23 protein-coding genes are annotated in these 25,571 nt (G+C 43.4%); 22 read left to right on the top strand and 1 reads right to left on the bottom strand.

What is annotated here, in order from left to right; genetic code table 11:
- Positions 1-22: 22 nt before the first annotated feature.
- Entirely contained in the window at positions 23-3,580 is a 3,558-nt protein-coding gene (dnaE, locus tag H571_RS0102825) for a DNA polymerase III subunit alpha (RefSeq protein WP_027847984.1), read from the bottom strand.
- Positions 3,581-3,683: 103 nt separating this feature from the next.
- Between dnaE and H571_RS13985 the strand changes: the two genes are divergently transcribed.
- The 22 genes from H571_RS13985 (at position 3,684) to H571_RS0102935 (ending at position 25,569) form a co-directional block, all read left to right on the top strand.
- Positions 3,684-4,739, top strand: coding sequence for a sensor histidine kinase (locus H571_RS13985; protein WP_156887831.1), 1,056 nt, complete (start codon positions 3,684-3,686; stop codon positions 4,737-4,739).
- 2 nt (positions 4,740-4,741) lie between these two features.
- Positions 4,742-6,082, top strand: a complete 1,341-nt coding sequence (locus tag H571_RS0102835) for a sigma-54-dependent transcriptional regulator (protein WP_027847985.1) — start codon at positions 4,742-4,744, stop codon at positions 6,080-6,082.
- A 255-nt stretch (positions 6,083-6,337) separates the two neighbouring features.
- Positions 6,338-6,736 carry a flagellar hook-basal body complex protein FliE gene (gene fliE, locus H571_RS0102840; RefSeq protein WP_027847986.1) on the top strand — a complete coding sequence of 133 codons (399 nt, stop codon included), beginning with the start codon at positions 6,338-6,340 and terminating at the stop codon, positions 6,734-6,736.
- A 38-nt stretch (positions 6,737-6,774) separates the two neighbouring features.
- Entirely contained in the window at positions 6,775-8,535 is a 1,761-nt protein-coding gene (gene fliF / locus H571_RS0102845) for a flagellar basal-body MS-ring/collar protein FliF (protein WP_084482634.1), read from the top strand.
- On the top strand, positions 8,528-9,544 hold the full coding sequence (fliG, locus tag H571_RS0102850; protein WP_027847988.1) for a flagellar motor switch protein FliG: 1,017 nt from the start codon (positions 8,528-8,530) through the stop codon (positions 9,542-9,544). The genes fliF and fliG overlap by 8 nt, the downstream gene beginning before the upstream one ends.
- 35 nt (positions 9,545-9,579) lie before the next feature.
- Positions 9,580-11,118 (top strand): flagellar assembly protein FliH, encoded by a 1,539-nt coding sequence (locus tag H571_RS0102855; RefSeq protein WP_027847989.1) that lies wholly within the window; start codon positions 9,580-9,582, stop codon positions 11,116-11,118.
- Position 11,119: 1 nt separating this feature from the next.
- Complete coding sequence (fliI, locus tag H571_RS0102860; protein ID WP_036217315.1) at positions 11,120-12,469, top strand: flagellar protein export ATPase FliI; 1,350 nt, start codon at positions 11,120-11,122, stop codon at positions 12,467-12,469.
- Between the two features lie 9 nt (positions 12,470-12,478).
- Positions 12,479-12,925: a flagellar export protein FliJ gene (locus H571_RS0102865; RefSeq protein WP_027847991.1), complete on the top strand. Its 447-nt coding sequence runs from the start codon at positions 12,479-12,481 to the stop codon at positions 12,923-12,925.
- A gap of 80 nt (positions 12,926-13,005) precedes the next feature.
- On the top strand, positions 13,006-14,394 hold the full coding sequence (locus H571_RS0102870) for a flagellar hook-length control protein FliK (protein WP_027847992.1): 1,389 nt from the start codon (positions 13,006-13,008) through the stop codon (positions 14,392-14,394).
- A 60-nt stretch (positions 14,395-14,454) separates the two neighbouring features.
- Positions 14,455-14,940 (top strand): flagellar basal body-associated FliL family protein, encoded by a 486-nt coding sequence (locus H571_RS0102875; protein WP_027847993.1) that lies wholly within the window; start codon positions 14,455-14,457, stop codon positions 14,938-14,940.
- Between the two features lie 38 nt (positions 14,941-14,978).
- Positions 14,979-15,956, top strand: a complete 978-nt coding sequence (gene fliM / locus H571_RS0102880) for a flagellar motor switch protein FliM (RefSeq protein ID WP_027847994.1) — start codon at positions 14,979-14,981, stop codon at positions 15,954-15,956.
- Positions 15,957-16,000: 44 nt separating this feature from the next.
- Complete coding sequence (gene fliN / locus H571_RS0102885) at positions 16,001-16,507, top strand: flagellar motor switch protein FliN (RefSeq protein WP_027847995.1); 507 nt, start codon at positions 16,001-16,003, stop codon at positions 16,505-16,507.
- Positions 16,508-16,512: 5 nt separating this feature from the next.
- Complete coding sequence (gene fliO, locus H571_RS13990; protein WP_051168104.1) at positions 16,513-16,998, top strand: flagellar biosynthetic protein FliO; 486 nt, start codon at positions 16,513-16,515, stop codon at positions 16,996-16,998.
- Positions 16,985-17,743, top strand: coding sequence for a flagellar type III secretion system pore protein FliP (fliP, locus tag H571_RS0102895; RefSeq protein WP_027847996.1), 759 nt, complete (start codon positions 16,985-16,987; stop codon positions 17,741-17,743). Before fliO ends, fliP begins: the two co-directional genes overlap by 14 nt.
- Positions 17,744-17,779: 36 nt before the next feature.
- On the top strand, positions 17,780-18,049 hold the full coding sequence (locus H571_RS0102900; RefSeq protein WP_027847997.1) for a flagellar biosynthetic protein FliQ: 270 nt from the start codon (positions 17,780-17,782) through the stop codon (positions 18,047-18,049).
- A 9-nt stretch (positions 18,050-18,058) separates the two neighbouring features.
- Positions 18,059-18,838, top strand: coding sequence for a flagellar biosynthetic protein FliR (gene fliR, locus H571_RS0102905; protein WP_027847998.1), 780 nt, complete (start codon positions 18,059-18,061; stop codon positions 18,836-18,838).
- Positions 18,838-19,977 (top strand): flagellar biosynthesis protein FlhB, encoded by a 1,140-nt coding sequence (gene flhB / locus H571_RS0102910; protein ID WP_027847999.1) that lies wholly within the window; start codon positions 18,838-18,840, stop codon positions 19,975-19,977. The genes fliR and flhB overlap by 1 nt, the downstream gene beginning before the upstream one ends.
- A gap of 118 nt (positions 19,978-20,095) precedes the next feature.
- Entirely contained in the window at positions 20,096-22,216 is a 2,121-nt protein-coding gene (gene flhA, locus H571_RS0102915) for a flagellar biosynthesis protein FlhA (protein ID WP_027848000.1), read from the top strand.
- Positions 22,217-22,248: 32 nt separating this feature from the next.
- The gene (flhF, locus tag H571_RS13995) at positions 22,249-23,526 is read left to right on the top strand and encodes a flagellar biosynthesis GTPase FlhF (RefSeq protein WP_036217318.1); all 1,278 of its coding nucleotides are present in this window, start codon (positions 22,249-22,251) and stop codon (positions 23,524-23,526) included.
- Positions 23,527-23,548: 22 nt separating this feature from the next.
- Positions 23,549-24,286, top strand: coding sequence for an RNA polymerase sigma factor FliA (locus H571_RS0102925; RefSeq protein ID WP_027848001.1), 738 nt, complete (start codon positions 23,549-23,551; stop codon positions 24,284-24,286).
- An 81-nt stretch (positions 24,287-24,367) separates the two neighbouring features.
- Positions 24,368-24,742 (top strand): chemotaxis response regulator CheY, encoded by a 375-nt coding sequence (locus H571_RS0102930; protein ID WP_036217447.1) that lies wholly within the window; start codon positions 24,368-24,370, stop codon positions 24,740-24,742.
- Positions 24,743-24,822: 80 nt separating this feature from the next.
- On the top strand, positions 24,823-25,569 hold the full coding sequence (locus H571_RS0102935; protein WP_211219748.1) for a protein phosphatase CheZ: 747 nt from the start codon (positions 24,823-24,825) through the stop codon (positions 25,567-25,569).
- Positions 25,570-25,571 lie beyond the last annotated feature (2 nt).

The following is a 25,571-nucleotide window of genomic DNA, read 5'->3' on the forward strand; positions in this document are numbered from 1 at the left end:
CATTTATTTTTTATAAGCTTTTTCATACTTCCCCTTCATTTAGATAGATTAACCTTACACTTTCTTTGCCAAGTAGCTGGTTTAGCTCCTCTAGCAGTTGATCACTAGGCATCAGTTGCCATTGCTTGCTTGCTAGGAGGCTGACCTTGCCTAGTTTGCAAGTATAGTTGATCTCTAGCGCTAAGCCTGAATCTTGCTGATGCTTTATTAAGCACTGGGTTAGTTGTGTTAGCTTTTCTTCATTAAAAGAGTTTTCATTAAAACTTATCTCTAAGGCTCTAGCAAACTTACTCCGTGCTTCGGCTATGGGTGTAATGTCTTTGCAGCGCATGGCAAGGCCGCCGGTAAAGCTATCTTCACGTACCTCCCCTTCTAGAATAAGTAGAGCGTCTTTAGTTAATTGTGGCTTAAAGCGCTCATAGTCTTCGCCCATAACCGAAACTTCAATACGCCCTGTACGGTCGTCTAAAGTCATAAATGCCAAGGTGTCGCCGCGTTTACTTTTCATGGTGCGAAAAGCCATGACTAAACCAGCAATGCGTTGTTGATCTCGCGAAGGTTGGAGACTGGCAATTTTTTTACTAACAAAGCGCTTGAGTTCTAGCTCGTACTCATCAATAGGGTGGCCGGTTAAGTAAAGTCCTAGGGTTTCTTTTTCACCTGCTAGGCGCTGCTTGTCTGTCCAGGCGGGTGTGCCTAGGTAGGGAGCATAGGGGTCATTGTTGTTGCTTGTATCATTATTGCTGAGGCCACCGAATAGGTCGTCCATTCCTAAGCTAATATTGCGATTAGCTTGGTCTGCTGCTTTAAGTGCATCTTCTAAGGCGGCTAAAAGTAGGTTGCGGCTAGGTGCTAGCTTATCTAAAGCACCACTACGAATAAGCGCATCAATACAGCGCTTATTTAGACGTTTCATATCGACACGGTTACAAAAATCAAATAGGTCGCTGAAAGGACCGTCTTGGCTGCGGGCTTCAATGATGGCTTCAACGGGGCTTTCACCTACCCCTTTAATGGCTCCTAGGCCATAAACAATTTCACCTGCAGTATTAACAGTGAAGTACCAGCTACCAAGGTTTACATCGGGAGGGGTAATGGTTAGTTTCATGGCACGGCTTTCTTCTACCAACATGACAACTTTTTCAGTGTTGTTCATTTCTGTAGACATAACCGCTGCCATAAATGAGGCAGGGTGATGGGTTTTTAACCAAGCAGTTTGGTAAGAAACCAAGCCATAGGCAGCTGAGTGAGATTTGTTGAAACCATAACCAGCAAACTTTTCTACTAGGTCAAATATTTGTCCTGCTTCGGTTGCATCTATGCCATTTTTTTCACTACCTTGCATAAAGAGCTGGCGCATTTTTGCCATTTCTTCAGGGTTTTTCTTACCCATGGCTCGCCTTAGCATGTCGGCACCACCTAGGGTGAAGCCAGCCATTACCTGAGCTATCTGCATCACCTGTTCTTGGTAAAGAATAATGCCGTAGGTGGGTTCGAGTACGGGTTTTAGTGACTCGTGGTTATAGTCTGGGTGAGGGTAAGATATAGGTGATAAACCATGCTTACGTTGAATAAAATCATCAACCATGCCTGATTGCAGTGGGCCGGGTCGAAAGAGGGCAACCAAAGCAATCATATCTTCTAGGCTGTCGGGCTTAAGCTTTTTGATTAGCTCTTTCATGCCGCGTGATTCCAACTGGAAAACAGCGGTAGTTTCGGCTTTTTTTAGCAGATCGAAGGTTTTTTTATCGTTTAGTGGTATTTCGGTAATTTTTAAGAAGCGTTCATCATCGGGTGAGTAGTTCTTATTAATATCTTTGAGTGCGCGATCTATGATGGTTAGGGTGCGTAGGCCTAAAAAGTCAAACTTAACTAACCCGGCTTCTTCAATATCGTTTTTATCGAATTGAACAACCCGACCTTCACCTTCTTCATCTGTCATTACTGGGGCAAAATCGGTTAGTTTGCTAGGTGCTATAACCACTCCCCCTGCGTGCTTACCTGTATTGCGTGCTATACCTTCTAGTTCACGCGCCATGGCCCAAACTTCATAACCTTCTTGATCTAGGTTTTCTAGCATTTGCTCACTAAGCTCGCCACTAAGCTTGGCTTGGTAGGCGGTTTCTAGTGCTTTAAGTTCTTCAACTTCTTCTGCAGCTTTTACGAGCGTCATACCAACTTCAAAAGGTATGGCTTTAGAGAGCCTATCGCCAACAGCGTAGGATTTACCTTGAGCACGAGCAACATCACGTACTACACCTTTGGCTGCCATGGTACCGAAGGTGACAATTTGCGAAACAGCTTCTCGACCATAGGTTTCTGTTACATAGTCAATAACCCTTTCTCGACCTTCCATACAGAAGTCGATATCAAAGTCGGGCATGGAAACCCTTTCTGGGTTAAGAAATCGCTCAAAAAGTAGGCTGTACTGTAAAGGGTCTAAGTCGGTAATATTGAGCGCGTAGGCAACCAAAGAACCCGCACCCGAGCCTCGGCCTGGGCCTACGGGTACTTGGTTTGCTATTGCCCAGCCGATAAAGTCTGCAACAATTAAAAAGTAGCTGGGAAAACCCATTTGAATAATGGTGTTTAGTTCAAAATCGAGCCTGTCTCTATATTCTTTTTCTATTGCCGCAAAGTTGTCGGGCCTAGGCTGATGAAGGGTTTTAAGTCGCTCGGTTAAACCGTCATGGGATTTTTTACGGAAGAATTCGTCTTCTGTCATGCCCGGTTCTATGGGTAGCTTGGGTAAAAAATACTCACCTAGGCGTACTTCAACATTGCAGCGTTTAGCAATTTCAACGCTATTGGCTAAAGCAGAAGGTAAATCACTGAAAAGCGCCTGCATTTCTTCAGGGCTTTTAAGGTATTGTTCTTCTGAGTAGGTTGTTTTGCGTCTTGGGTCGTCAAGGGTGCGGCTTTCACCTATACAAACGCGAGTTTCATGTGCCCAGTAGTCTTTACGCTCCATAAAACGGACATCATTGGTTGCGACTAGCGGGCAATTAAGTTGCTGTGCTAGTTGTACACTGGCATGAAGGCATTCTTCATCACCAAGCCGTGCAGTGCGCTGTACTTCTAGATAGAAGGCGTTAGGCAAAACCTGCATCCATTGGCGTGTAAGTTGAGCTGCTTCCTCTAAATGCCCAGCTAAAAGTAGTTGGCCTATTGGGCCTTCCTTTGCACCTGATAAGGCTAGTAAGCCTTCTGGTTGGGCTGCTAGCCATTCAAACTTAAGGTAAGCTTTACCTAGGTGCTGGCCTTCTAGCCAGGCGCGTGACAAGAGTTCTGTTAAATTCAAGTAGCCAGTATTATTCATTGCCAGTAGGGTTATACGGGCAGGTGGTGACTTTTCATCTGCTGGTTCTAGCCAGAAATCACTGCCAATAATGGGTTTGATTCCTGCCTTTTGGGTTAGCTTGTAGAATTTTACTAAAGCAAAGAGGTTGCTTTCGTCGGTTAGTGGTAAAGCTGGATAGCCAAGCTCAACTGCTTTTTTAACAAGCGGTTTAAGGCAGACGAGACCATCATGTAGAGAGAATTCGGTATGTAGGCGCAAATGAACAAAAGGTGTCGACATGAGATTCCGGCTAATAAATTATTAAACAACCATTCTAACCAAAACCTACTAGTCTGTGCGAAAATGACAGGAATAAGTTTATATTAAAGAGGTTGCAGTGGGTGTGAATAAGAATGGAACACTAGCTGCTAAGGCGGCCGAGCAGGCTTTGGCAGATGTATTGGCTGTTTTGCCAGCAGGTTTGGTAATGCTAGATCAATATGGGCAGGTAAGCCAAGCTAACTCATCAGCGATTGCTATTTTGGGTGAGCCTTTGGTTGGTGAGTCTTGGTTGTCAGTAGTGCAGCGTGCTTTTGCGCCCCGCAGTGATGACGGGCATGAGGTGTCTTTGCGTGATGGGCGGCGAGTAAGTCTTTCCATTAGTTCTTTGACAGAAAGTGCAGGCCAGCTAATTCTATTGCAAGATTTAACAGAAACTCGACGTTTGCAAGAGCAGTTGGCTCGCCATGAGCGTTTGTCTTCTATGGGACACATGGTTGCATCTTTAGCGCATCAATTACGAACACCCTTATCTACAGCGCTGCTTTATGCAGGACATTTACAAAAAGACAACCTAGAGCCTGAACAACAAAAAAAATTTGCTGCCAGAATAAAAGGCCGCTTACAGCACATGGATCAACAAATTCGTGACATGTTGATTTTTGCAAAAGGCGAGACTCGCATGGCTCGCCGTATGCAAGTTAAGGAGTTTTTATTAGCTTTGCAGGATGCTGTGCAGCCAGTGGTAGAAAGAAATAAACTCGAGTTTGCTTGGGATCTTGGCTTGCTTGAAGGTGAGTTGGTTCTTAGTCCAGACTCTTTGGTGGGTGCAGTGCTTAATTTAATAAATAATGCAGTAGAAGCCGTTAGCCCAGCACCAAAAATCACCCTGCATTTAGAAGTGGTTGATGATTTGCCTGGCTTGGATGGGCGTCACCTCTTGGTTTGTGTGGCAGATGAGGGGCCAGGTATAGATACGAGCAAAGTAAAAAAAGCACAAGAGCCTTTTTATACAACTAAATCTCAAGGTACTGGATTAGGCTTGGCTATAGTGCAGGCAGTAGTCGAAGCGCACAAAGGACGATTTTGGCTACAAACGAGTTTAGGTAAGGGAGTAAGGGCTTGGTTAGCTTTGCCTGCTGGCACTGATGCCGAGCAAAAGAAAGATTCTGGAGAGTAGTAATGCAGCCTATTTTAATTGTGGAAGACGATGCAGATCTTCGAGAAGCACTAGAGGATACCTTGTCATTGGAAGGGTGGTCGTATATTTCTGCAGAAAATGGTCAGGAAGCCTTGTTAAAAATGAAGAAACAGCCAGTAAGTTTGGTTGTTTCAGATGTCAGCATGCCAATTATGGACGGTCACCAACTGTTGAATGCGATTCAAGAAAATTGGCAAGGTATCCCCGTGGTTTTAATGACAGCCTTTGGAAGTATTGATCAAGCTGTAGAGGCTATGCGTAAAGGTGTTGCCGATTACCTAGTAAAACCTTTTGACCCCGAAGTTTTAGTAAAAGTAATCAAGCCGCTTTTGCAGACTCAAGCAGGCAACAAGCAAGCGGCTTCAGATCAGCCTATAGTTGATGACCCAGCTAGTCGAGAATTGTTGCAGCTGGCTAGCCGAGTTGCTAAAAGTGACGCTTCAGTAATGATAGGTGGTGAGTCAGGTACAGGTAAAGAGGTGCTGGCGCGTTATATTCATAATGAATCTGACCGAGCTGCCAAACCTTTTATTGCTATTAACTGTGCAGCTATCCCCGAAAGCCTTTTAGAGGCAACCTTGTTTGGTTATGAGAAAGGTGCTTTTACAGGCGCTAATGCTAGTACGCCAGGTAAGTTTGAACAGGCCGATGGTGGTACAATCTTACTAGATGAAATTACTGAAATGCCCTTAGAGCTACAGGCTAAGCTTCTGCGAGTTTTGCAGGAGCAAGAAGTTGAGCGTTTGGGTGGACGTAAAGTTTTGAAATTAGATGTACGCGTTTTAGCTACCAGTAACAGAAACCTTAAACAAACCGTTGCTGATGGATTATTTCGTGAAGACCTCTATTATCGTTTAAATGTTTTTCCTTTGGCTTGGCCACCTTTGCGTTCTAGGCCAGCAGATATTGTACCCTTAGCAAACTTCTTAATTGCTAAACATGCGCAACGTATGGGTGTAAAAAGACTGCCAGACTTGCACCCTGATGCCGCAAAAAGATTAAAAGAGCACTCTTGGCCAGACAATGTGCGTGAGCTAGAAAACGTAGTGCAGCGGGCATTAATTCTGGCTACAGGCGATACCATTACCCTGCAAAGTTTAGTTATAGAGGCGGACTTATCTGCACCTGCGGTTGAGCCAAAAGCTGAGTTCTCTGGTGAAGCGTTAAAAGATGATTTGTGGGAGCAGGAGCGGCAAATGATTCTTGAGGCTCTAAAGCAAGAAGCTGGCAGAAAAAAAGAAACAGCAGAGCGTTTAGGAATAAGCCCTAGAACTTTACGTTATAAGTTAGCTAAAATGCGTGAAGAAGGCTGTTTTGACTAAAAAACTAAAAAGAAATTGTTACCAAGGCTAACGTAAATTAACTCTGGGTTGCATTACTGATCAGTATTTACTGATAATTTGTGGGAATATAGTGTAGTCATTAGGCAGGCTATTCGGTAGAGTAAGCAACCTGAATCCCTGATTAATTATAGGTTTAATAAAGCAAAAAACTTCCATCTTTAATCCGTTTATTAGCTTTAGTTGGTTGAGTGGATTGGTTACATGTTTTTAACATGAATATAAAGGTAGGCTGGCATGATTGAGCGCGCTGATATTTCAAGTGTGTTGACGCAAATAAGGTCGGCACAAGGTCAGATAAAAAATAGTATGAGCCCATCATCTTTAGGTTTGCAGCCCTTGGTTAGTGGTTTGCAAGAAGGTGGTGTAAATCCAATTACTGGAGTGGACTCTGCTGCCAAAGTAAAAGAAGTTCCATCCTTTGCAACTATGTTGAAGCAAGCCATTGACAAGGTAAATGATCACCAACAAGAAGCAGGTGATTTACGCACCCGTTATGAAATGGGTGACCCAGATGTCGATATCGTTAATGTTATGATTGCTTCTCAAAAATCATCAGTGGCTTTTGAAGCTATGTCTCAGGTGAGAAGTCGACTCGTTACTGCTTACCAAGAAATTATGCGGATGCCGGTCTAATGTCTGGATTGTCAGAATGGATTAACTGGGGTTAATTAATGGAAAATGCACCTGCCAATGTGGCCAGTGAGTCAGATTCTAAAAATCTGCCTGATGCTGTCCAGCCAGAGGCTAGCGGTGTTGCTACAGGTCAGGCTAAGAGTGACAAGCAGAATACTAGTAGCTTTTTGAAGAGTGGTAGCAAAGCAGAAGCGATGCTTTCTAACTTCAATCAGTTAGATGTCCTGCGCCAAATGGCATTGCTAGTGGGTTTTGCAGCCAGTATAGCTTTGGGCTTTGCTGTTGTACTCTGGTCTCAATCAGATAGTTACCGCCCCCTAATGTCCAGCTTAAATGAGGTGGACTCTTCGGCTATTGTCGAAATTTTAGAAAGAAATCAAATTAAATATCGAATAGACCCTTCCTCAGGTGCTTTGTTAGTTAAAGAGGACGATATTCATCGTGCCCGCATGCAAGTTGCTGGTGCAGATATTAGTCAGCCTAATACGGTTGGTTATGAGTTGTTAGAGGGAGATCAAGGTTTAGGCACTAGCCAGTTTATGGAAAACGCTCGTTATTTACGCAGTGTTGAAGGTGAGCTGGCCAGAACAATTGCTAGCATAGATGCTGTGCGTCAAGCACGAGTTCATCTTGCAGTACCTCGCCAATCGGTTTTTTTACGTGATCAGCGCAAGCCATCAGCGTCAGTATTTTTAAGCCTGACACCTGGTAGAAGTATGGATGCCGCTCAGGCTAATTCTATTATGCGCCTAGTGTCTTCTAGCATTCCACAAATGGACATAAAAGATGTCACCATAGTGGATCAGCGCGGCAATCTTTTGTCGCAAAAAGAAGAAAACGAAGCTGACAAAGCTATGGCCAAGCAGTTAGAGCATACCCGCTTGGTTGAGCAACGCATAAATGAACGCATAAGATCAATTTTAGAACCCGTTGCTGGCCCAGGCCGTTTCCAAACCGCAGTGTCAGTTGATGTGGATTTTACCAAGGTTGAACAGAGTTCTGAACAGTTCAATCCTGATATGCCAGCCATACGTAGTGAGCAAACAGTCAATGAGCAGCGTGGTGGCGATTTTGGCCCTCTGGGTATTCCTGGTGCTTTATCCAACCAGCCACCACAAGATGGTTTTGCACCAGAAGAAGCCACGGGTGCCAATGCAACTGAAACCCCAACCAATCGTCGTTCACAAGCTACTCGTAACTTTGAGCTAGACAGAACGCTGAGTTATTCACGTAATGATTCAGGACGAATTGCACGCCTAACCGTAGCAGTGGTAATAGATGACCTTATTCAGCGCAACCCTGAAACAGGAGCCGCAGAGCGTCAGCCTTGGAGTGAAAATGAGCTGGAGCGCTTAACCTCTTTGGTGCGTAATGCTGTAGGCTACTCTGCTGCAAGGGGTGATAGCGTTAGTGTTATTAATTCACCTTTTGTTGAAGGCACAGTTGAAGAAATTCCAGAACTACCCCTATGGGAGCAGCCTTGGGTATGGGAACTTGCCAAGCAGGTGTTGGCTGGGTTGTTTGTCTTGATTCTTATATTTGGTGTGTTGCGTCCAATATTACGTAACTTGGCAACCCGTTCTGATAAAGACATAAGCGACTCGGAATTGGATTCCTTGGCACCTTTAGATGATGGGCTTTCAGATGATCAAGTAACACTGAGTGCTTCGGATGATCCTCTCTTGGCACCACCAAGTGATCTTTATGAGCGGCAGTTGAATGCAATTCGTGCCTTGATTGCTGAGAACCCTGGACGGGTAGCTCAGGTAGTACGCCATTGGGTATCTAGCGATGAGTGAAGACGAACTCTATACGGAAAGCCTTTCTAACTTAGAAAGAGCAGCAATTCTTTTGATGTCGTTGGGTGAAACAGATGCAGCGCAAGTGCTTAAGCATATGGGGCCTAAAGAAGTTCAAAAGATAGGTTTGGCCATGTCGCAGTTGCAAAATGTGAGCCGAGCCGATGTTGAAGAAGTCTTAGGTGACTTCCTTGAGAATGTTGGTGAGCAAACAGGCCTGGGTGTGGGTGCAGATAGCTATATCCGCCGTATGCTTAGCGAAGCCTTGGGTGAAGATAAAGCTAACGGCTTGATCGACCGTATTCTACTGGGTGGTAACACTACAGGTTTAGATACTTTAAAATGGATGGAACCACGTGCGGTTGCAGACATTATTCGTTTTGAACACCCTCAAATTCAGGCCATAGTTTTATCCTACCTAGACTCAGACCAAGGTGCGGAAATTATTCGTTTCTTCGACCCTAAAGTGCGTCTAGATGTAATGCTACGTGTTGCTGCCTTAGAGTCAGTTCAGCCACAAGCTTTGCAAGAGTTAAACGATATTTTGGAAAAACAATTCTCAGGTTCAGGTGGCACTCAAACAACCAGTATGGGTGGTGTTAAGGTGGTGGCTAACATAATGAACAACCTTGATAGTAATGTCGAAGGTGAGCTTATGGATGCCATTAAAGAAATCGACGAGGCGCTGGGTGAAGAGATCGAAGACCTTATGTTTGTATTTGATAACCTTGCCGACCTTGATGATAAAGACCTACAAATACTGTTGCGTGAAGTTAAACCAGAAACACTAACGCTTGCCCTTAAAGGTGCCGAGGGTAGGGTTCAAGAGAAAATATTTAAAAACATGTCTAAGCGTGCAGCAGAATTGCTACGTGATGACTTAGAAGCACAAGGCCCAGTTCGCGTTAGTGAAGTTGAAAGCTCCCAAAAAGAAGTATTGGGTGTGGCGCGTCGCCTTGCAGATGATGGCACCATTAACCTGGCCTCTGGCGGGGATGAAATGGTCTAAGTCTGCTCTTGTTGTCGACTTAATAGGTAGGTTGAGTGCAAAACAAAAAGCGTATTCCAGTTAGTGAAAATGTTGCTTATACCCACTGGGAGATGCCCGATCTCACCGGCGTTAAGCGTCGTATTGCGCAACGTTTAAGCGAACTTCAAGAACAAGAAGTATCCGAAGCTGAAGAAGCAGCAGAACCCGTTTTGCCAAGCCAAGAAGAAGTAGACGCACTAAAAGAGCAGGCTAGGCAAGAAGGTTATGCTGCAGGCTTTACAGAAGGTAGCCTTGCAGGCAAAGAAGATGGTCGTGCGCTAGGTTACCAAGAAGGTGAGCAAACTGGACAAGAAGCAGGTTTTCAAGCTGGGTATCAGCGAGGCTTAGATCAAGCTGAACAAGAGGTTGATCAACAATTAGCTAGGCTGCAAAGCCTGATAGTACAGCTACAAGGGCCTTTGGCTGCCTTAGATCATGAAGTCGAAGGTGCACTTTTATCCCTAGTCGATTTAGTCTGCCGAGCAATTTTGCGTCGCGAAATAAAAATTGAAAGAGGCTTCTTGTCAGAAGTGATACAAGAAGCCGTTGCTGCCTTACCGGCGGGGCATCAAAGATTAAGAATTTTTCTTAACCCTGAAGATTTAAATTTAGCTGAAGCAGCCTGCCAAGACTTACTAGAAGATTACCGCCTAGTTGGTGACCCTGAAGTAACCTTGGGCGGTGTTAAAATTGAAACCTTGCAAAGCCTTGTTGATTCTACGCTAGAAAATCGCTACAAAAAAATCATAGAAAAGTTGCTAGGTAGCGCTTATCAGTCTACTGCAAGCAATTTTGAGCCTCTGCCCGAGCAGGTATTAGCTACCCCAGATGCAACGCCTTTAGCTGAAACAACCTTCTCGGAACCTACTGCTACCGAAACTCAACAGCCTGAAAGCCTGGACAAAGCAAACCTAGAAAACGCTACTAGCTCAGAGTTAGAGGATACAGCCGTTTCTGAGCAGCCAATGCCGGAGCCAGTTGCACAAGTAAGCCTACAGCGTGGTAAAGCACCACGTCATGAGCAACCCTTGGCGCCTGCGCCTAAAGAAGAAGCTATAGCTGAAGCAGAAGCTCCTCAAGCAGAAGAAGCTACAGAAACAGTAGTTAATGAATCAATAGATGAACCCTTTGAGCAGGTGCAGGATGAAGCAACTGAAAATGAAGCTACCAATCATCCAGCTACTAGCGAGCTAGCAACAGATGAACTATTTGCTGAAGAAACAGTAGCAGAAGACCTTGCGCCAGAAAGCTTAGAAAGTAACTCTGAAAAAGTTGATGATTTCTTGGATGAGTTTGCTGCTGACGATGCAGAAACTGAATTCGAAGCACTTTTAGCTGAGTCAGCTAGTGGCACAGCTGCAAGTGATGCTGAAGTTAAAGATGAACCTGCGGAAGCAGATGCTATTTTAGAAGAAGCAGAATGGGCACCTGAATCTGTTCATGATGACCGTTACCTTGAAAACGTACTTGAAAGCACCTGGCTAGATGACTTGCAAGAACCTGAGGGCGATGAACCTTTAGATGCGCCATCTGCTGAAAAGCCGAGCGACTAAAATGGTTAACCTAAGTCTGGCAGAGCGTTTAAAAAGCCATCAAAAAAATATCCCACTAGATAAACCTTTAGTAGAAGGGCGATTAGTGCGTATGGTCGGCCTTACACTTGAAGCAGTTGGTTGCAATCTGCCGGTTGGTTCTTACTGCGATATTGAATCAACAACAGGTACGCCTGTTGAGGCCGAAGTGGTTGGTTTTTCAGGCGAAAACATCTTTTTAATGCCATTAAAAACTGCAGAAGGTTTGCGCCCTGGTGCAAGGGTTACACCTAATTTAAAGGCAATGAATGTTCCCGTTGGGTTCGGTTTACTGGGTCGTGTTCTCGATGGTTATGGGCGCCCTTTAGATGGTAAAGGGCCTTTAGAAGTCGACGGCGAAGCTAGTTTAAATGGCAGAACAATTAATCCCCTTGAACGTCACCCGATAGATACACCTTTAGATGTTGGTGTAGGCGCAATTAATGCAATGCTAACGGTTGGTCAGGGTCAGCGAATGGGTTTGTTTGCTGGAAGTGGTGTAGGTAAGTCAGTTTTGCTAGGTATGATGACTCGCTTTACCCAAGCTGATATTACTGTTGTTGGCTTGGTAGGTGAGCGTGGTCGTGAGGTGCAAGAGTTTATTGAAAAAATTCTTGGTCCAGAAGGCATGGCACGTTCAGTAGTCATTGCTTCTCCTGCTGATGATGCTCCATTAATGCGCTTACGTGCAGCCCAGCTCACCCATAGTATTGCAGAGTATTACCGTGACAAAGGTAAGCGGGTGCTTTTATTGATGGACTCGCTAACCCGTTATGCACAGGCGCAACGTGAAATAGCGCTAGCCGTCGGAGAACCGCCCGCAACTAAGGGTTACCCACCTTCTGTTTTTGCTATGCTACCTAAGCTAGTGGAGCGCACAGGTAATGCAGCAAAAGGGCAAGGTTCTATCACTGCTTTTTATACTGTATTAACCGAAGGCGATGATCAACAAGACCCTATTGCTGATGCTGCGCGAGCCATTCTAGATGGTCATGTGGTTTTGTCGCGACGTTTGGCAGAAGAAGGGCATTATCCAGCCATAGATATAGAGGCCTCCATTAGCCGCGCTATGCCACAAATAGTTAGTGCTGAACACTTGTCTCGTGTATATCGTTTTAAGCAGCTTTATGCCAAGTATCAGCAGAATAAAGACCTGATTAACGTAGGTGCTTATACTCAGGGTAGCGATCAAGAAATAGACTTGTCCATTGCATTAATGCCTGTGATGCGTCAGTTTTTACAGCAAGGTCTGGACGAACAAACGGATTTACTTACGAGTAATCAGCGTTTAGAGCTGTTGGCTAAAAATATGTTTTTAACGCAAGAGCAGTGAGGTGGCTAGGTGAGTCGTGAAAAGCGTTTACAGCCTGTGTTAAAACTTGCTCAAGGCAAGGTTGATGAAGCTGCACGCGCTTTAGGTTATTTAAATAGTAAAATTGCAGCTGAACAAGCAACCCAGGGTCAGTTAAAGGTATATGAATCAGAGTACCTACAGTTGATGCGTGGTGGTGATGAACCAGGCCGAAAGATGGATGTTCATGCGGTAATGCGCTACCAGTTGTTTGTTCAACGCTTAGAAGCAGCTCAAATCCAACAGAATGAACAAATAAAACTGCTTGAAGAACAAAAAGCTCAGGTTACTGAGCACTGGATTAAAACCCAAGCAAGAGCTAAAGCAATCAGTAGTGTAATGGAAGCAGCACGTCAAGACGAAGCTGTTATGGCTAACCGGCAGGAACAAAAACTCTTTGATGAGTTTAATAGTCAACGTGCTTCAAGAAGAATTTAGCTCTTGGCATGAATCCTGCTTAAACCTAGTTATAGTGTTTTTTAATCCTGTGTAACAGGTTGAAACTAGGAAGCGAATAAATGAATACCTCTGCAAAACTTGATTTTTTACTTAGTTCTAAAGCTAGCAGTCCACCGCCAGCACCTTCTAAAGCACCCCGCTCTAGGGTGGATGTATCTGAATTTAAAGGTCAGTTAGAAAAACAGCTACATAATGCTAAACCAACAGATGGCTTGGCAAATCAGTCACAAACAACTAAGAATAAAGCACCTAATAAGGCTGAAGTTGCAGAAAAAAATGTTCAAGCCCTAGATAGAAATCGCCATTCTGCTCCAACTGAAAATAGCGAAATAGAACACCAAGAGGTAAGTGGCGAATCTTTGCCGATTAGTGAAGAAGCACGGAAGTTTCTTGCCGCTTTGCCAGAAGAAGACCAGCAACAAGTTTTGGACGAGGTGCGTGATTGGTTTGCTAGCCTGTCACCTGAAGCATTGCAAAATTTAAAGCAGCAGTTAGAAGAAGATCCAGAGCAACTTTTAGCAAGTCTACCACCAGAGTTACAAACGCTTTTAGCTAAAATTCAGAAGGTTAGTTTAGATGACCTTAAAGTAACAGAGGGTTTTACAGACTTACTAGCAGGCTTGTTAGGCGCAGATATTGATTTTCAACGTGTTGCAGCTATTCAATTCCAACCTGGTGCCGTGGGTGAGCTGAAGTTATTAGCTGATGCGGCATCTTTACGCAGCAATGAAACCTTGTCTGCAATTGCTCGAGATCCTGCAGTTAAAGATAACTCGTCTTTAATAACTAAAGAAGATAAGTCCAACACTAAAGAGCAGACGAGTGATCAAAACGCATCTAAACAAGATAAGTTAAACGAATTGGTTAGTAATTTAGGCAAGGCAAGCTCACAGGGTGTAGCAAGAGCTGGTGGCGAAGCTTTAAATCAATTGTTACAGGCTGCAGGTATGGGGTTGGTTAGCTCACAAGCAGCTGGTGCAGGAACACAAACGGTTGCAAGAATGGCTGCAGGGTTTACTAGTATGCCCCTGATGATGCAGGCGGCAGCTGAATCTAATGCCCAAGCCTTAGCTAACCGCATTAGCATGATGAATGCTAAAAATTTACAAGTAGCAGAAATGCGTTTAGACCCACCCAACTTAGGAAGTGTTAGGGTTCAAATTCGGATGCAGGGTGAACAGGCTTCAGTAATTTTTCAAGCACCTAATGCCCATGCTCGTGAACTATTAGAGCAATCTTTGCCTAAGTTGCGTGAGATGATGGAGGCTGAAGGGTTAATGTTAGCTGATGCTCAAGTATCTGAAGAGTCTTTCTCAGGTCAAGGGCAAGAAAAAGACGGTTCAAACCAATTTGCTGGTTCAGGTTTAGCAGGCAAGGAAGAAACACTTGAAGAGATGCAAATACCTGTCTTAACTCAGCCTTTAGGTCTGATAGACTATTACGCTTAGCATCTAGCTATTGTTAAATTATTTACTAGCAAGTTAGTAATTGAAAGGAGATGGGGGCGTATGGCTGAAGGTGAAAAGAAAAACAAACTACTACTTATTGGTGGTTTAGTCGTTGGATTGGCTATAGTTGGTGCACTTGCCGTAGGTGGAACCCTCTATTTTTTAGATAAAGGCCCTGCTGAAGGTGAAGAGCAATCTGCGAGTGCCACGAGCAACAAGCCTACCAAGAGCACTTCTTTTTACTATTCTTTTGAAGAGCCTTTTGTTGCACCTATGGTTTCTTCTGACCGTAGGCAGCGCTTTCTGCAAATATCTTTAGCAATTAAAACAGAAAGCACTGACATAGCTTTGGCTGTAGAAAAACATATGCCCTTGCTTAAGAACAACCTTAATAGGTTATTCACCAAACAAGATTACCAAACGATGCAAACACCTGAAGGAAAACTACAGCTTCAAATGAGTGCTTTTGAAGTGGTGCAGGAAGTTATGGATCGTGAAAAAATGAAAATTGATGAAGTGCTGATTACAGATTTTGTAATGCAGTAATTAGTATTAAAGCTATTTGACTGACAAGGTGGGGCGTTATGGCAGTACAGGATCTACTCTCGCAGGATGAAATAGACCTACTGCTGCATGGTGTTGATGATGATGATCTGCCTGATCCGTCTGATGCCAATGCAGATCCAGGTGGTGTTCATAGTTATGACATTACTAGTCAGGATAGGATTGTACGTGGGCGTATGCCTACCTTGGAAATGATTAACGAGCGTTTTGCCCGTTATACCCGTATAAGCCTATTTAACTTACTTCGCCGCAGTGCTCACGTTGCATCGGGTGGCGTACAAATAATGAAATTTGGTGAGTATGTACACACACTTTATGTTCCCACCAGTCTCAATCTTGTAAAAATTCGTCCCCTCAGAGGTACTTCACTCTTTGTAATGGATGCCAAGCTGGTTTTTAAGCTGGTAGATAACTTTTTTGGTGGTGATGGACGTCATGCCAAAATTGAGGGGCGAGAGTTTACACCTACAGAAATTAGAATTGTTCAAAAGGTTTTAGAACAGGTTTTTATCGATTTAAAAGAAGCTTGGGCAACCGTTTTACCGCTTAACTTTGAATACATAGGGTTTGAAGTTAACCCAGCTATGGCCAACATTGTTAGCCCTAGTGAAGTGGTGGTGGTTAGCACTTTCCATATTGAATTAGATGGCGGTGGTGGTGATTTGCATGTCACCATACCCTATTCAATGATAGAGCCGGTGCGAGAAGAGTTAGACTCAGGTGTGCAGTCAGATGTCGATGATATTGATGAGCGTTGGGTTAGGGCGCTGCGTGCCGATATTATGGAAGCTAAAATTCCACTTGATGTAAAAGTGGTAGATAAAACACTTACCCTTAGAGACTTAGTTCACCTTGAAGCAGGAGACATAATTCCTGTAGATATGCCTGATCACGTTACTCTACTGGCAAATGGCGTACCTGTATTTAAATGTGAGATGGGGCGCTCGGGTGAAAATCTTGCATTAAAAGTGAAAGAACAAATTAGATTGGTACGCTAATTTTATATAACACTATTTTATTTGAAGGCAGTTAGGGACTAGTTATGAGTGAAGAAGAAAATAACGATGATTGGGCAGCAGCATTAGATGAGTCTGGTGGTGATGATGATTGGGCTGCGGCAATGAATGAGCAGGCTGAATCAGAAACAGAGTCGCTTGAAGACGATGATTGGGGTGCTGCTTTAGAAGAGCAGGCTGCTGCAGACGCTGAAGATGAAATAACCGAAGACGATATTCAGTCAGCGCCCTTAGAGTATTTAGAAGATGACTCGGTTGGCTTTGATGGTGATAACCCTAATCTAGAAGTGATTATGGACATCCCAGTTAATATTGCTATGGAAGTAGGAAGTACAGAAATAGCAATACGCAATTTGCTTCAGCTGAATCAAGGCTCTGTTATAGAGTTAGATAGACTAGCAGGTGAGCCTTTGGATGTTAAAGTAAACGGTACCCTAATAGCTCATGGTGAAGTTGTTATGGTTAACGAAAAGTTTGGTATCCGTTTGACTGATGTTGTCAGTCCATCGGAGCGTATCAAACGCTTACGTTGATATCCATGCTAGGTAAAAAGCTTGCGTATTTAGGGCAGCAAACAAAAAGTATTTGTTTGCTGCTTTTCTTGTTAGTTACCGAGCCATTATTAGCAGCTGCAGAGCCTAGTGTTGCTAGCACTGGAGCTTTAGCAACCCGAGTTTTTCTAGGCCTTGTTCTAGTTTTAGCGCTAATGTTTGCCTTAGCTTGGTTAGCTAAGCGTATGCGTTTAGCACCAGGAGCAATAGGTAGTGCTGGTGTAATACGCACTTTAGCTGTTTCTTCTTTGGGAAATCGTGAAAAACTTTTGTTAGTACAGGTGGGAGAAGAACAGCTTTTGTTGGGTGTAACTAGCCAGCAAATAACACTTCTACATGAGTTAAAAACGCCCATTGATCCAGAAAAAAGTGCTAATAAACCAGCATTTAGCCAGTTTATGCAGCACTGGTTAGTAAAAAATAAAGCAGCAGCGACTAACCCCAAGGAGACCAAAGGTAATGACGCGGATTAGTCGGCTAGCTAGCTTACTGCTAGTAGTAAGCCTTACATTAATATCTTCAAATGTGTTTGCTGAAATTCCAGGCATTGAAGCCTTGCGTATGATGCAAAATGACGATGGTAGTCAAACCTATTCGGTCACCATCCAAATTCTAGCCATTATGACGGCCCTAACCTTTTTGCCGTCAATGCTCATTATGATGACTAGTTTTACCCGTATTATTATTGTTTTAGCAATTTTGCGTCAGGCTATGGGTTTGCAGCAAACGCCTTCTAACCAAATTGTTTTAGGTCTAACACTTTTTCTAACCTTCTTTATTATGACGCCAGTGTGGGAAAGGGTGAATGCTGAAGCTTTACAACCCTATATAGCAGAAGAGGTTAGCCCGCTTAAAGCCGTTGAGTTAGCTAAGGCTCCTTTGCAAGAGTTTATGTTGTCACAAACGCGTGAAGTTGATTTAGATATGTTTGCTCGTATTGGTGGTTATGATGTTATTAACTCACCAGAAGAAGTTCCCTTTGTTGTACTTGTACCTGCTTTTGTTACCAGTGAATTAAAAACGGCTTTTCAGATAGGTTTTATGCTTTTTATTCCTTTTTTAATATTAGATATGGTGGTAGCAAGTATTTTGATGGCTATGGGTATGATGATGCTTTCACCTATTATTATTTCTTTGCCATTTAAAATTATGTTATTTGTTTTAGTTGATGGTTGGACTTTGGTTATGGGTACTCTGGCAGCAAGTTATGGTTATTAACCTAGCTGCTAAACTATTAGTAACTGGAGGCTTAAAATGACACCTGAGGTTGCGGTAGATCTTTTAAGGGAAGCGCTTTTTCTAGTTATAGTTATCGTTTTAATTGGTGTTGTTCCTGGTTTGCTTATGGGCTTAATTGTTGCTGTATTTCAGGCAGCGACACAAATCAATGAACAAACACTCAGTTTTTTACCTCGTCTTATGGCTACCCTGCTGGCACTTATTGTTGCTGGCCCCACTATTTTGCGTATGTTGATGGAGTTTTTTCAACGTCTCGCACATAACATTCCCTATTTGATTGGTTAAGGTGCTTAAATGACTGCCTTAACCGATGCTGAATTAACGGCCTGGGTGGGTAGCTTTTTATGGCCTTTTTTTCGCATAGGTGCTTTTTTTATGGTGGCTCCAATTTTTGGAGCTAACATGGTGCCAGCTCAAGTGCGCATTGGGTTAGCATTTTTTCTTACATTAGTTTTACTGCCTTTATTGCCACCCGTACCTGTTACAGATGCTTTATCGCCACAAACCTGGTTGTTAGTTGCACAGCAAATTTTAATTGGTATTAGTCTTGGTTTTCTAGTTCAGCTTTTATTTCAAGTTTTTATTATTTTTGGGCAAATTGTTGCTATGCAAATAGGTATGGGTATGGCGCAAATGGCTGACCCTGCCAGTGGTGTCAACGTAACAGTATTAAGCCAATATACGTTAATTTTAACTAACTTGGTTTTTCTTGCCACAGGTGGGCACCTAGTTATTGTCTATACTCTGGCAGAAAGCTTTACCATTATTCCTATTGGCTGGGAAGGGTTAACACGTGAACGCTCTTGGATGATTGCTATTCAAGGTGGTTGGTTGTTTGCTGGTGCACTCTTAATGGCCATGCCAATTATTATTGCTAAGCTAGTTGTTAATATTGCTTTGGGCGTTGTTACCCGTGCTGCTCCCCAGTTAAATATTTTTGTTATTGGCTTTCCTGTAATGATGATCTTAGGTTTGCTTGAATTATGGATGTGGAGCACTGAATACCTCTTTCATTATGATCGTATGGCACGTGACGTTTTTGATTTGCTTAGAGTCTGGTTGGAGCTGAAGTAATGGCTGAAAACAAAGATGGTCAAGAAAAAACAGAAGAACCCACGTCGAAACGTAAAGAAGAATCACGGCGCGATGGCGAGGTTGCCCGCTCAAAAGAATTAACCACAGCTGCCTTATTAATTGCCAGTGGTTTTGCGCTGCTAATTTTTGGTCAGTGGATGGGTGCTAAGGCTTTAGAATTATTCGCTTTCAATTTTGATTTAACTCGTTTTGATGTCACTAGCCATGATGCCATGTTTACCCATTTTAGTGGTTCAGTTTGGCGTGCGCTTGGAGTAGCGTTACCGCTACTAATTGTATTGTTTCTAGTAGGTGCCTTCTCACAAATTGTCATTGGTGGTTGGAACTTTACTGGTAAAGCATTGATACCTAAATTTAATAAATTAAATCCAATTTCTGGTATTAAGCGTATTTTTTCTAAAAACTCCCTAGTTGAGTTTGTTAAGTCTGTTGCCAAAGTAGCCTTAGTGGCTGGGGTATCTTTTGTTATTATTTGGGGCTTAAGAGGTGAGTTTGCAGCCTTGGGTGCTATGCCGCTAAAGTCTGCTATAGCTAAAGGTAGCTACTTAATTATTTGGTCTTTTTTGGCTATCAGTGCCTCATTAATTGTTGTGGTGTTAATTGATGTGCCTTGGCAGCTACATCAACACAATGAAAAACTAAAAATGACCCTTCAGGAAGTAAAAGACGAGTTTAAAAACACTGAAGGTAAGCCAGAGGTTAAAAGTCGTATTCGCCGTATGCAAATGGAAATGGCACAAAGGCGTATGATGTCAGATGTTCCTGATGCAGATGTTATTATTACTAACCCAACTCACTATGCTGTGGCGTTGAAGTATGATGAGTCGGGTAATGCTGCTCCCAGCGTATTAGCTAAGGGTAGCGATCATTTAGCTGCAAAAATTAGAGAAATAGCTGATCATTATCAGATCCCGGTGTTACAGTTGCCACCCTTGACTCGGGCAATTTATTACTCAACTGAGATAGGCGAAGAAATACCCCAAGCGCTCTATATGGCAGTTGCTCAGGTATTAGCTTACGTTTTCCAAATGAAACAACATAAAGCAGGTAAAGCGAAGAAGCCCAGTAAAGTAACCCAGGTAGAAGTACCACCCGATTTAGACCCGGGTGAGGGCTAACTTACAAAACTACTAATTATGGATATATTCCATGAGTTTATTTCATGGACAGATCTTGGCATACTTCTGCGGCGGCAGTATCAGGGTGCCTGACATTTGTGTGCTAACCAGGTGATGCATGGATCGAACTCAGTTTCAAAACCACTTACGTACTCTAGTCCAAAGCCAAGTAGGTATTCCTATTTTGCTTTTAAGCTTGCTTGGCATGATGACTCTGCCGATGCCGGTTTTTTTATTGGACGTGTTTTTTACCTTCAATATTGCTTTTGCAATCGTGATATTGCTGGTTGCCGTTTATGCTATGCGGCCCCTTGATTTTGCTGTCTTCCCCACTATTTTGCTGGTTGCAACCCTGTTACGTTTGGCACTTAACGTTGCCTCTACGCGTATTGTTTTACTTAATGGTCATGAAGGTGGCGATGCTGCTGGTAAGGTTATTGAGGCCTTTGGGGCAGTTTTAATTGGTGGTAACTACATAGTGGGCGCCATAGTGTTTATGATCTTAATGATTATTAACTTTGTGGTTATTACCAAGGGTGCGGGGCGTATTTCTGAAGTAAGTGCACGCTTTACTCTTGATGCTATGCCTGGTAAACAAATGGCAATAGATGCCGACCTTAATGCGGGTTTAATTGACCAAGAAGAAGCTAAGCAGCGACGTGAAGACATAGCTTCTGAAGCTGACTTCTATGGTTCCATGGATGGTGCGAGTAAGTTTGTTCGCGGTGATGCTGTTGCCGGTATCATGATTCTGGTTATTAACGTGGTTGGTGGTCTGCTTATAGGTATGTTCCAGCACGATCTAACCTTTGCGCTGGCAGCAGAACGTTATGTTTTGTTAACCATAGGTGATGGTTTAGTAGCGCAAATTCCCTCCTTAATGCTTTCAGTTGCTGCTGCCATAATGGTAACGCGAGTTAATTCAACTCAAAATCTTTCTACGCAAATTTCTACCCAGATGTTTGGTACACCTAAAGCCTTGGCAGTTGCTGCCGTACTTATGGTGATTATGGGGCTTATTCCGGGTATGCCGCATGTGGCATTTTTAGGGTTGGCGGCTATAGCCGGTGGTGGAGCTTTCTTAATATTTCGTATGCAACAAAAACAATTGGCTGAAGAAGCGGCGGCTGCACAGGTGGCAAACCAGCTACCCATGACGCCTGACCCTGATGTGGTCGACCAAAAAGAACTGAATTGGCAAGATGTTGCTCCTGTTGATCTGCTTGGGTTAGAGGTAGGCTACCGACTGATTCCTTTAGTGGATAAAACTCAGGGTGGACAACTTCTTGGGCGTATTAAAGGTATACGTAAAAAGCTATCCCAAGACCTAGGCTTTTTAATGCCCTCAGTGCACATACGTGACAACCTAGATTTAACACCTAATAGTTACCGTATTATTCTTAAAGGGGTGGCTGTAGGTGAAGCAGAGGTTCACCCAGAAAGAGAAATGGCGATTAACCCTGGCCAAGTTTATGGACCTATTAATGGTATAAAAGGACGTGATCCTGCTTTTGGTTTAGAGGCAGTGTGGATAAATTCCAGCCAGCGTGAAGAAGCTCAAACCCTTGGTTATACTGTGGTTGATGCCAGTACAGTTATAGCAACTCAGCTTAACCAGATAATGCATGATTTTGCACATGAGTTAATTGGCCACGATGATGTGCATAAGATGCTTGATATGTTGGCGCAAACGGCACCTAAACTTTCTGAGCAGCTAGTGCCGGAGAGTGTTACTCTATCTATCTTACTGAAAGTGTTGCAAAACTTGTTGACTGAACAGGTTCCAGTTAGAGATTTTAGGTCAATTGCGCAGTCTTTGGTTGAGGCGGCTCATACAACACGTGATCCAGTGCAGCTAACTTCAGCAGTACGTGTAGCCTTGTCGCGCTCAATTGTACAAGCCATTACTGGCCCAAGTGAGCACCTAGCAGTAATTACGCTAGAACCCCAGCTAGAGCAGTTGCTACTTAAAAGTGTGCAGCAGGCAGCACAGCAGGGTGGCGAAACTGACCAGTTAATACTTGAGCCAGCGATGGCAGAAAAATTACAGCAATCTTTAAGTGAGGTTGCTCAGCAACAAGAAATGGCAGGTAATCCTGCCGTGTTGGTAACAGCTGCACCCGTTAGGCCAGTTATGGCTAGGTTTGTACGCTATGGTATTCAGAATGTTCACGTTTTGTCTTACCAAGAAATACCTGATAATAAACAAATTACTATCGTGGCAACTATAGGTCAGTAGGTGGTAAAAGTGCGGGCAAAAGAGGTTTATTAATGAGGGTAAAACGCTTTTTTGGTGCTGATTCTCGGCAGGCAATGCGCCAAGTTCGTGATGAGCTAGGCGATGATGCTGTTATCCTCTCTAATAAAAAAGTAGATAACGGCGTAGAAATTGTTTGTGCGCTAGATTATGACGGTGATGCTAGCCCGCGAAACCTAGCTGATGCACTTAAAAATGCTGACCAAGGTGAAGCCTTGCAGCGAGAATTAGATGAGGCGCGTCAACGTATTTTGTCTGGCGCAAGTTTTGATACAGGTGGTGAAAACGCTTTTCAGCGTAAGGCGCGTGTACGTCAGCTAGGTGCTTTGTCAGACGGCTATAACGATGGCATGGCTGATAATTTTTCTAGCTACGAAGATTTCTCGCCACCTGCACGGGCTAGTAGTTCTGGTAGTGACCAAGCAATACAAGCCATGCAGTCAGAAATTCAAAGTTTGCGTGACTTGCTCAAAGAGCAAATGCGCGAACAGGATTCTTACAGGAATCCAGCAGAAGCTTTGGTGCGTAATCGATTATTAATGGCAGGTTTTAGTGACTCTTATATTAAACGCTTGCTAAAATTAGTTAAAATTAACCCTGATAGCGACAATAAAACAGCCTGGCAACAGGTGTTAGATCGTTTAAAGGGTGAAGTTCAAACGCTAGACGAAGAATTTATTGATAAAGGCGGAGTAGTTGCTTTATTGGGGCCAACGGGTGTAGGCAAAACAACCACCATAAGTAAGCTTGCTGCACGCTATGTGTTAAAGCATGGTGCAGATGGTTTAGCACTGGTTACAACGGATTGTTATCGAATTGCAGCTTATGAGCAATTACGTACTGTAGGTCGTATACTAGGTGTTACTGTAAGGGTAGTGGATGAAAATAATTCGCTCGATATGACCCTTAAATCTTTGCGTGGCAAAAGCCTTGTATTGATTGATACAGCAGGATTAAATGTGCGTGACCCTAACTTGCAGACACAGGTTAACCTGTTAGCTTCAACACAGGCACGTATAAGGCGCTTTTTAGTTTTGCCGACAACTAGTCAGGCAAGAGTTCTACTTGATACCTATGAAGCTTACCGAGAGGCAGGCTTAAATGGGTGTATATTAACCAAGTTAGATGAAGCCATGCATCTAGGTGAAGTGTTAGGCTTGGTGCTAGAAAAAAGACTTCCGGTCAGTTACCTCACTAATGGTCAGAAGATACCGGATGACGTACAGCTAGCAAGCCCTACATCCATACTGGCAAGATTTGTTAGAGATGTAGAACGAAGTGAAGAAACCTAGGGACAGTTAGTGAGCTTAATAAATGACAGCAACCAAGGGTCTTAGTCTTTACTCCCGCAACCAACAGCTTGCAGATGCAAGGTTGCTAGAGAAGCATTCGCTTTTGGTGCGCAAAATTGGCTACCATTTATTAGGGCGTTTGCCTGCTACAGTGGAGTTAGACGATTTACTGCAAGCCGGTTCAATGGGGTTAATTGAAGCGTCACGTAACTTTGATGCTGAAAAAGGCGCTAGCTTTGAAACCTTCGCCTCTATACGTATTAGAGGTGCCATGCTTGATGAAGTGCGTCGACAAGACTGGGTGCCTAGATCAGTCCACAAAAACAGTCGTCGAGTAACTGAAGCGGTAAGGACAATAGAAGGTCGCACAGGGCGGGATGCTCAAGATCATGAAATAGCCGAAGAAATGGGTGTTTCACTTAAAGAATATAACCAGTATCTAGCTGATACTGCAGGTTCAAGGTTATTTAGTTTTGAAGAAATAAATAGCCAGGAAGACTCAGCCTATGAGGTGCCCGATCAAAATGCGGAAGAACCTTATGCTGAAGTACAAGAATCACGGTTTCAGGAATCGTTGGCAGATGCAATTTCAGCTTTGCCTGAGCGTGAACAAATGGTACTTTCTCTGTACTATAACGAAGAACTGAATCTGAAAGAGATAGGTGCCATTCTAAATGTGAGTGAGTCCCGAGTCAGTCAGATTCTTAGTCAAGCTGCAGCGCGGTTGCGCGGAAGGCTTGCCGACTGGAAAAATGTATAGCATGCCTCTCTTCAGGTGTTGTTCTACTAATATCATTACCGCTGTTTGCAAGGTTTAACGGAGGTTGCCTTGAATAAAGATATGAAGATTCTCATTGTCGACGATTTTGCTACTATGAGAAGGATCATAAAAAACTTGCTTCGTGATTTGGGTTTTAATAACACACATGAAGCAGATGACGGTCTTACAGCGATACCCATGCTGAATGCCGGTAACTATGATTTTTTAGTAACTGATTGGAATATGCCAGGTATGACAGGTTTCGACTTGTTAAAGCATGTGCGTGCCGATCCAGACTTGAAAGATTTACCAATTCTAATGGTTACTGCTGAGTCTAAGCGTGAGCAAATTGTTGCAGCAGCGCAGGCTGGTGTTAATGGTTATATTGTGAAGCCTTTTACTGCAGCTGTTCTAAAGGAAAAGATTGAGAAAATCTTTGAGCGCATCCAAAAATAATGGCTTTTCATCATTTATTATAGAGCCAAGGTAGATGCATATCTGAACAAAGCGAAGTACCGGAAAGTTTTGAAGAGTTATTGCGCAATACAACCAGTGAGCTGGTTGATAAAATTGAGCAGGGTGCTCTGGCCGATGCTGTTAACTTGTTACAGACCATCAACGATGCGCGTAATAGAGACTTGTATCAGCAGGTAGGGCAGTTAACACGCGCCCTGCACGATGCTATCAGAGATTTTCATGTTGATACTCGTGCAGCAGTTGATCAGGATAAAACACTTTCTGAGATGGCTGATGCCACTGATCGTCTTAACTATGTAATTAACCTTACCCAAAATGCTGCCAATCGCACTATGGATAAGGTAGAAGAGTGTTTACCTATTGTAAGTGAACTAGGTAAAGAAGCCGCTTTATTGCGTAATGAGTGGGGACGTCTGATTCGTCGTGAAATGAAACCACAGGAATTCCGAGACCTGTATCGGCGCATTGATACCTTTTTGGTAGAAACTGAACGACAGACGGATGTGCTTAGTGGTAACTTTAGTGAGATCACTTTAGCGCAGGATTACCAAGACCTAACAGGTCAAGTCGTAAAAAAAGTAATCACTCTGGTACATGAAGTAGAAGACAGTCTGGTTCATTTAGTTAAAATGGCTAGTCAAGTGGATAGAATAACGGGTATCCAACCTAAGGATACTGATAAAAACACTGAGATTATCGACAAGCAGATTCCCGAAGGGCCTGTAGTCAATGCAGAGAAACGCGGCGTTGATGTTGTATCAGGACAGGATGAAGTTGATGATCTTCTCTCCAGTCTCGGGTTTTAAAG

This window comes from Marinospirillum minutulum DSM 6287 (assembly GCF_000422325.1).
In the GTDB taxonomy this organism is placed as follows: Bacteria; Pseudomonadota; Gammaproteobacteria; order Pseudomonadales; family Halomonadaceae; genus Marinospirillum; species Marinospirillum minutulum.

Coding starts and splice junctions, on each gene's coding strand:
- dnaE (WP_027847984.1), bottom strand. CDS start 3,580: ATGTCGACACCTTTTGTTCATTTGCGCCTACATACCGAATTCTCTCTA.
- H571_RS0102835 (WP_027847985.1), top strand. CDS start 4,742: ATGCAGCCTATTTTAATTGTGGAAGACGATGCAGATCTTCGAGAAGCA.
- fliE (WP_027847986.1), top strand. CDS start 6,338: ATGATTGAGCGCGCTGATATTTCAAGTGTGTTGACGCAAATAAGGTCG.
- fliF (WP_084482634.1), top strand. CDS start 6,775: ATGGAAAATGCACCTGCCAATGTGGCCAGTGAGTCAGATTCTAAAAAT.
- fliG (WP_027847988.1), top strand. CDS start 8,528: ATGAGTGAAGACGAACTCTATACGGAAAGCCTTTCTAACTTAGAAAGA.
- fliI (WP_036217315.1), top strand. CDS start 11,120: ATGGTTAACCTAAGTCTGGCAGAGCGTTTAAAAAGCCATCAAAAAAAT.
- H571_RS0102870 (WP_027847992.1), top strand. CDS start 13,006: ATGAATACCTCTGCAAAACTTGATTTTTTACTTAGTTCTAAAGCTAGC.
- H571_RS0102875 (WP_027847993.1), top strand. CDS start 14,455: ATGGCTGAAGGTGAAAAGAAAAACAAACTACTACTTATTGGTGGTTTA.
- fliM (WP_027847994.1), top strand. CDS start 14,979: ATGGCAGTACAGGATCTACTCTCGCAGGATGAAATAGACCTACTGCTG.
- fliN (WP_027847995.1), top strand. CDS start 16,001: ATGAGTGAAGAAGAAAATAACGATGATTGGGCAGCAGCATTAGATGAG.
- fliO (WP_051168104.1), top strand. CDS start 16,513: ATGCTAGGTAAAAAGCTTGCGTATTTAGGGCAGCAAACAAAAAGTATT.
- fliP (WP_027847996.1), top strand. CDS start 16,985: ATGACGCGGATTAGTCGGCTAGCTAGCTTACTGCTAGTAGTAAGCCTT.
- H571_RS0102900 (WP_027847997.1), top strand. CDS start 17,780: ATGACACCTGAGGTTGCGGTAGATCTTTTAAGGGAAGCGCTTTTTCTA.
- fliR (WP_027847998.1), top strand. CDS start 18,059: ATGACTGCCTTAACCGATGCTGAATTAACGGCCTGGGTGGGTAGCTTT.
- flhB (WP_027847999.1), top strand. CDS start 18,838: ATGGCTGAAAACAAAGATGGTCAAGAAAAAACAGAAGAACCCACGTCG.
- flhA (WP_027848000.1), top strand. CDS start 20,096: ATGGATCGAACTCAGTTTCAAAACCACTTACGTACTCTAGTCCAAAGC.
- flhF (WP_036217318.1), top strand. CDS start 22,249: ATGAGGGTAAAACGCTTTTTTGGTGCTGATTCTCGGCAGGCAATGCGC.
- H571_RS0102925 (WP_027848001.1), top strand. CDS start 23,549: ATGACAGCAACCAAGGGTCTTAGTCTTTACTCCCGCAACCAACAGCTT.
- H571_RS0102930 (WP_036217447.1), top strand. CDS start 24,368: ATGAAGATTCTCATTGTCGACGATTTTGCTACTATGAGAAGGATCATA.